This window comes from Arthrobacter liuii (genome assembly GCF_014639275.1).
Taxonomy (GTDB): Bacteria; Actinomycetota; Actinomycetes; order Actinomycetales; family Micrococcaceae; genus Arthrobacter; species Arthrobacter liuii.
The window spans coordinates 22,507-29,405 of record NZ_BMFW01000038.1; the positions used below are offsets into that span (position 1 = coordinate 22,507).

The following is a 6,899-nucleotide window of genomic DNA, read 5'->3' on the forward strand; positions in this document are numbered from 1 at the left end:
CCGCTTGGGCAACGAAAGGAACGCCATGATGACAGAACTGGCAGCACCTGCCCTCTCGCAACGGGAGGTCCTGGGCCGCTTCGCCTCCGGCATCGTCGTCGTGACCGCTATCGGCAGGAGCGGCCCCGTCGGCTTCACCTGCCAGTCCTTCGCCTCGCTCTCACTGAACCCGGCGCTGGTCAGCTTCAGCCCCTCCCGCACCTCCAGCACATGGCCGCGGATCCGGGAGGCGGAAAACTTCTGCATCAACGTCCTCGCCGAGGGGCACCAGCAGCTAAGCAACGCCTTTGCCCGCACCAGCACGGACAAATTCGCCAACGTTGCATGGACCCCCGCCCCGTCCGGCGCTCCGATCCTGGACGGGGTGATTGCCTGGGCGGACTGCTCGCTTTGGGCGGAGTACGACGGCGGCGACCACACCATCGTGGCGGCGAAGGTCCACAGCCTGGACGTCGGCCACGACGCTCATCCGCTGCTGTTCTACCGGGGCAGGTACGGGCTGGTATAGCCCGATCGCTTCAAGGCTCTTTTCCTCAAACGTGATCAGAGGACCAGCAACGACTTACCGAACTGCGGAAATCTGGAGAACCCGAACGCCCTTTGAGCGCGGAGAGCACTGACCGGTCCGGGTGAACACATGCTGGCGGAGGGCCTAGCGGACCCGAGAGGGCATCCAAAGTGATCGAACTCGCTACCTCCCAGCAGCCGCCGCAATATGTCTATCAGAGCTTTGCGCCGGAATTGGGCATCCGCGACTCCTGCGGATGCCCCTAAATATGAGCTCCCGCGTCGTTGAGTCGCGCTTTTCGCTCGAGAGCTACTCGCCGGACTACGGGTAACGCTCAGTTGTGTGCCTCCCCGACGTTGAGCGAACAGGCCTCCTGTGCCGCCGAAGCCGAACACGGAATCTCCGGAGAACCTCATGCGTGGTTGCGAGTTGCTTCTCGTAAATTGGGGCACACCTCAGCCTGACGTTGGGGGTGCCTGGCCCGGGAAGATTCTTCTATGGGTGGAGCTCCGCTCTAGGGGGCATGAGGACGCCAGGTCTCATGCAGTGGTTCGTCACTATGGAGGTGAGGGGTCGGCGCCGGCCTTAGGTCGGCGCCGACCCCGTGGGTGCGGACCGGTTAAACCCGGGCGCTGGTTTTGGTGCGGATCAGGTCCAGGGCCTGAACGAGGTATCCCTTGAAAACCGGGTAGTTCTCGCTCATCGGGAAGTGGCCGATGTCCTTCATTTCGATGAATTCGCCGTTGCGGATCTGACTGGCCGTGCGGGCGCTGTCCTCGGGGGTGGTGAGGTAGTCGTAATCGCCGGTCATGAGCACGACGGCGCACTTGTCCGTGTCGATCTCGCCCAGCTTGCCCCGAAGGTCGTGGTCGACCGAGTAGAAGTACAGGTCACCCTTGAAGGCTTCCGAACCCTGGCTGTAGTAGAACCAGGTCTTCCACCGGTCTGCCTCCGGTGACTGGGGGGCCATGAGATCCCAGGTGCCGCTGGCGCACACCTGCGCGGCATTGGCATGAGGGTGCTGCCACCAGTCCAGGTAAAAGCCCGGTGAGTAGTCGGCTCCCTCGACCGGGATGACGGCGTCGAACCTCTCCGGGAAGCGGTGGGCGAGCTGCAGCGCGATATTTCCCCCGAAGGAGGATCCCATGAAGATGGGGTCAACCAGTTCCAGCGCATCGACGAGGGCGATGATGAAGTTCGCGTAGTGGTCCGCGCTGAGCTGGTACTCCTCGGTCCACCACTGGGTGTTTTCCGGCGGGTCTGACTTGCCGTGCCGGGGCAGGTCGTAGGCGATGACCCGGTAGTTGGCGGTGATCTCCGGGTCCTCCAACAGGCCGCGCCATTGGTGGTTGTGGGCTCCGGCGGTGTGCTGGCAGACCAGCGGCTGGCCCTGGCCGTTCTCCAAGTAGAAGACCTTGTATTCGAGGCCGTCGACGTCGACGGTGACGTAGTGGCCGGTGACGGGGGAAATTTTGCTCATGTCAGGAACTCCTGTGGTCTAGACGGGTGCGCCGGTGGAGCGCAGCAGTTCGATCTGGCGGGTCAGGCAGCGCAGGTTCTGCATCAGGACCAGGACGTCACCCTCCAGCTTCATGTCGCGCTGGAAAGTCGCTGCCCAAATGCCGTGGTACATGGGAGCCGGCACGGGCTTGCCGAATTCACCCCAGGTGTGGGCGCTGGCCCGGATGGCGAACTGGTAGGGCACGTCGATGGGGCCCGGGTCCACGGAAATCTGGGCGATGGTGCCGGAGACCACCCGGACAACAAAGGTGTGCGCCTCCATGTCCAGCAGGTAAGAGCAGGTGAAGTACTTTCCGTGGGCCTGGATTTCCGGGTCCTGGTTGTTGGCCTCGGTGAAGCTCTGAACCCAGGCGTCTACAGAAGGGGCACGTGTTGCGACCGTCATCTCGTTGTTCCTCTCAGTGGGATTCCCGGAGGGCCGGACTTCTCTGTCCGAACCTCGACAGCGTGGTTCCTGGAGCACCTTTCCGGCGGTCTCCGTTGGCAACCTTTCGCTGCTTCCATTGCAGCCCCCGCGGCCCCGCACGGTCCAATACCTGTCCCCTAACCGGCGATAGCCTCAAGCTATTGGACCCGGGATTGTGGCGGAGCTTACAGTTGACGGATGCAGCAGCCACAGCTTGACCTGCGCGTCCTGCAGTACTTCGTCGCCGTCGCCGAAGAACTGCACTTCGGTCGAGCCGCTGCCCGGCTTCACATCGCCCAGCCCTCCCTCAGCGTCCAAATCCGGAAGCTGGAACACTCGCTGGGCACCCCCCTGCTGATCCGGACCAGCCGCAGTGTAGCGCTGACAGGCGCCGGCGATGTCCTGCTGGGCGAAGCCAAGCGCCTCTTATCCGCCGCGCAGCGCGCCGTTTCCCTCACCAGGGAGGCCGCCAGTGGTGTGAGGGGCACCCTGATTGTCGGCTTCCAGGCCAACGCTGCTGCTGAGCTGACGCCGCGGATCCTCGCCGCTTTCAAGAACAACCACCCGGAAATCCACGTCCAGATGAGGTCGTTCGATTTCGCCGACCCCACCGCGGGGCTTGCCGACGGAAGCGCCGACGTGGCATTTGTGCGTCCGCCCCTGCCAGCAACGGACTGGCTCGCCATGGAAACACTGTTCATCGAGCCGCGGGTCCTAGTCGTTGCCAGCAGTTCCCGCTTCGCCGGGCTCTCCGAGGTCTCCGTGGAACAGGTCGTTGATGAGCCCTTCGTCGCCCGCAAAGCTCCGGAGAAGTGGAGGGATTTCTGGCTCGCAACCCAGGCCCGTGACGGCCAGCCGGTCCGTCTGGGCACTCAGGTAGCCACGGTCGACGAATGTTTCGAAGCCATCCTGGGCGAGCGAGGCATTGCATTCACCCAAGCCTCCACGCAACGTTTCTATGACCGTCCCGGACTCTCTTTCATCCCGGTCAACGATGTCCCGCCCTCTCCGCTATCTATCGCATGGCGCACCGACGTCAATGACGGGCTGGCACGCGAATTCGTCGAGACTGCCCGGACCCTGGCCTCCTTCGGAGGCGTCCCCAACCTCATCGATCCCCATATGCCGGGCACGCTACCTTCCTCACTCCAACTTAATTAGCGCCACCGCAATGCAGCTGCCACCCGCGCATCACCTTTGAACTACACCTCATCCTGACGTCACAACCGCCTGGCCAGGGAGGGTTAGGCCGGGGGCGGAGTTCCTGCTTCTTATTAGGGGCCCGTCCAGTCACGACATGTGACATAACCACCCCCTGCCCCAAACGGACTTCATCAAGTCCAAATTCTTGGGACTACCTCGACTTCGCTCGAGCTAGCTCACCCCGTTTCCTTCCCCTCCGACTGTCAGGGTGGGATCTGAGAACATCATGAGCAAGCGTCAATAAATCGGAATTTCGCACTATTCTGACGCCAGCACACCGAGAGGCCGGTGCCGCCCGAGCAATGAAAACCTGAGAACGTCGCGCCAGAGCGATGATGCATGACCTGGCGGCCAGCAGCGGCACACCTTTGCGCCCGTGACTTCACATGCCCATGGCTTTCGGTCGCGAGTCTCCAGCGAGGCAACCTCCGGGTGGCGCACAGGTTTCCGCTCGGTTCCTTGGGCGTGGAGCGGCTGGAAGTGGGCACCGATGGCAGATTCCCGGCCAGTGAAACGACCTGATGGCCCCGAGGCCACCGCCTCCCTTGGGGACCGTCTTGCTTCTGGTCGAAAGACTGGCTTATCGTTGCAGGAGTTTCACCACTTTCACCACTTTCACCCAGTTTCACCCAGGAGGGTGCAGTGCAAAATCCCTTCAAGCCGACGGCCGGAGCTACGCCTCCCGAGCTGGTCGGGCGGGCCGGCCTGCTCGATGAGTTCGAGTACGGCCTCCAGCAGGGTTCGGGCGCTCCAGGGCTCTTGAGTATCATCACCGGCTCCAGGGGCATCGGCAAGACGGTCATGCTGAGCGAAGCCGAGGGTATCGCCCGGGATCATGGCTGGGCTGTGATCTCCCGGACAGCCACCCCAGGATTCCTTGCCGGAGTTGGCGACGACATGCTACGCCTCCTTGACGAACTTGGCGACGGGCCTCCGTCCCGGAAGATCACCGCCTTCTCCGCGGCCGGGTTCGCAGTAACAACCCAACTCCCTCCGGAACGGGCCGCTGACTGGCGCCGCACCGGGAACGACCTGCTGCGCTTGCTGGACGCGAAAGGCACAGGACTCGTCATCACTATCGATGAGATCCATGCCGTTGACAGGACGGAAATCGCCCAACTGGCCGCGGACGTCCAGCACTTCATCCGCGACGGGCTACCGATCGGACTGATTTTCGCCGGCCTGCCAGCAGCGGTGTCCGACCTGCTGAACGAGGGCGTTGCCACCTTCCTGCGGCGGGCCGACAGGATAAACCTCCACGAAGCAGCCATCGCCGAAGTCACCGCCTCCTACAGCGAGCTCTTCAACCAGGGAGGCATAAGCATCTCCCCCGACCTCATCAACCAGGCAGCCGAAGCCACCGAGGGATATCCCTTCCTGATCCAACTGGTGGGTTACTACCTCTGGCTCGAAGCCGATAAGGCAGGATGGAAACTGGATCAGACCAACGTCCAGCGTGGAATCGCTGCCGCCCAACGACGGAACACCCTGGTGGTCGTCGAGTCGGCGCTCTCGGACATCTCGGACCGAGACCGCGAGTTCCTCGACGCAATGGCCGCTCAGGACGGACCCTCTGCCGCCGGTCAGATCGGCGCCATCCTCAAAGCCAAGCCCAACGTCGTCTCCAAATACCGGAACAGGCTCATCGCTGCGGGCCTCATCGAGTCCGCCGGCTACGGAAAAGTCGACTTCGCAATCCCCGGACTCCGCCAATACCTCCGCGAGTGATTGACAGAATCTTTATTATCGGCGGGTAGCGGGTACTGTCTCGGGCCGCGGGTCCGAGGAGGGGGACACTAGACAGGTTCCGTTGTCGGGTCTTAGGCTGTTGAAACGTCGAATGCACCGGTACTGGGGGTGGTACGCATGGCAGAAGCTCGTTCGCCGTGGCGTGCCGTGCGCCCGGTTCTGCTCGCGGGTGCAGCTGCACTGGCATGGCTGACGTTCTCGTCTCCGGCCGCGACAGCGGATTCTTCACATGACACCTCATCCTCACTGGGCGCGGTCGCGTCCGCCGTGTCCGCCCCGGCCCGGGCTGGTGCCGCTGGTCTTCCACTGCCAGGCGACAGCTCCCCCCGGAACGGTGTCCCGGGGCACGTCGCTGGCCTGGTCCCGACATCAAAGGACAACCTGGCAGCATCCCTGCCCGTGGTGACGCAAGTGGTTCCCGCCGCCGCTGGACCCGTCATCTCACACTCGGTCGCTGAGGTTGAAAATCACGTTGCCACCGGCATTGCCAACGCTGTCGTTGCTCCGCTTTCGGACACCGTGACAGCCCTTCAACCCGCGCTCGAGCCTGTAACTGATCCGACAACGCTGAAGCTCCCAACAGATCCGGCGGTGCTCGAACCCTTAACAGATCTGGTAGCGGGGAACGCACCTTCGCCTTTCACGCCCCCCGAGGCCCTTACCGGCGCCGACCCCGGCATCCAGCACAGCACCCCTGACCCTGCGGGGGAGGTTCCCGGTGGGAATCTGTCCTCCCCTCCCGGCGCCAGCATGCCAGTCGGAATGGCCACACCCAGCAGCACGGCCGACACCGTCACTGCAGCATTTATGGGCATCACGGGCACTGACCATCGCACCCCACAATTCCTGTCGTGGCATGGTGACGATCTGAAGCCCATGCTTGGGAAGCCGTGGTCCCCACGCACCACAGTGGACCCATCGCTTGATGAACCAGCGCTTCCAGGCTCCGCTGGAAGTAACGCGCGGTCCGCGAGCTCTTCGGGCCCGGCCGCATGGTTGTCCTCGCACGTCTTCGACATCCCCGTCGCTGGCCTAAGCCAGGCACTTGGTTACTCCGGGCACGCCCCAACACCGGTCTCCCTCGACCCCGGTTCCTTTCCTGACTAGTTGAGTCCTGTCTGCCTCCAGAGGCAGAACATGACACTTCGGGTAGCGCACCTGCGCCCGACCTCAACTTCTTAGGAGAAACCACCATGAGTTCCAACCTTCGCAGGGGCCTTCTGGGCACCCTCTTCGCCGGCGGACTGCTCGCCGTCGGCTGCACAGCGGCAAACGCCGCAGATACCACCGCCGCGGCGACCCTGTCCGGGTCAAACAGCATCTCCGCGCCTTCAGCTAATACAGCGTCGTTGACACTGCCTGGCAACAGCACCGGAACCACCACCGCACCGGCCACCACGGCCCTCGCCGGGACCGTTAACCTCGGCACCACCACGGCACCCACCACCGCCACCACCACGGCACCGGCCACCACGGCCCTCGCCGGGACCGTTAACCTCGGCACCACCACGG

Annotated in this window: 5 protein-coding genes and 1 pseudogene; 4 read left to right on the forward strand and 2 right to left on the reverse strand. The window is 63.5% G+C overall.

Annotation, left to right across the window (positions count from 1 at the left end; all coding sequences use genetic code 11):
* Positions 1-25 precede the first annotated feature (25 nt).
* A complete protein-coding gene (locus IEW19_RS20845; RefSeq protein ID WP_308420024.1) occupies positions 26-508 on the forward strand; it encodes a flavin reductase family protein in 483 nt (160 codons plus the stop codon).
* Between the two features lie 619 nt (positions 509-1,127).
* Here the strand turns inward: IEW19_RS20845 and IEW19_RS20850 are convergent.
* Entirely contained in the window at positions 1,128-1,988 is an 861-nt protein-coding gene (locus IEW19_RS20850; RefSeq protein ID WP_188573482.1) for an alpha/beta fold hydrolase, read from the reverse strand.
* Positions 1,989-2,006: 18 nt separating this feature from the next.
* Positions 2,007-2,414 carry a hypothetical protein gene (locus IEW19_RS20855; RefSeq protein WP_188573483.1) on the reverse strand — a complete coding sequence of 136 codons (408 nt, stop codon included), beginning with the start codon at positions 2,412-2,414 and terminating at the stop codon, positions 2,007-2,009.
* 219 nt (positions 2,415-2,633) lie between these two features.
* On the opposite strand from IEW19_RS20855, the gene IEW19_RS20860 reads away from it, so the two are divergent.
* The 3 genes and pseudogenes from IEW19_RS20860 to IEW19_RS20870 all read left to right on the forward strand — a co-directional run.
* Positions 2,634-3,596 carry a LysR family transcriptional regulator gene (locus tag IEW19_RS20860; protein WP_188573484.1) on the forward strand — a complete coding sequence of 321 codons (963 nt, stop codon included), beginning with the start codon at positions 2,634-2,636 and terminating at the stop codon, positions 3,594-3,596.
* Between the two features lie 684 nt (positions 3,597-4,280).
* Positions 4,281-5,366, forward strand: a complete 1,086-nt coding sequence (locus IEW19_RS20865; protein ID WP_188573485.1) for an ATP-binding protein — start codon at positions 4,281-4,283, stop codon at positions 5,364-5,366.
* A gap of 1,214 nt (positions 5,367-6,580) precedes the next feature.
* Positions 6,581-6,899: pseudogene (locus tag IEW19_RS20870) on the forward strand (hypothetical protein); the annotation flags it as partial.

Excerpts from the sequence above, each read along its gene's own strand:
- IEW19_RS20850 (WP_188573482.1), bottom strand. The coding sequence starts at position 1,988 with ATGAGCAAAATTTCCCCCGTCACCGGCCACTACGTCACCGTCGACGTC.
- IEW19_RS20860 (WP_188573484.1), top strand. The coding sequence starts at position 2,634 with ATGCAGCAGCCACAGCTTGACCTGCGCGTCCTGCAGTACTTCGTCGCC.
- IEW19_RS20855 (WP_188573483.1), bottom strand. The coding sequence starts at position 2,414 with ATGACGGTCGCAACACGTGCCCCTTCTGTAGACGCCTGGGTTCAGAGC.
- IEW19_RS20845 (WP_308420024.1), top strand. The coding sequence starts at position 26 with ATGATGACAGAACTGGCAGCACCTGCCCTCTCGCAACGGGAGGTCCTG.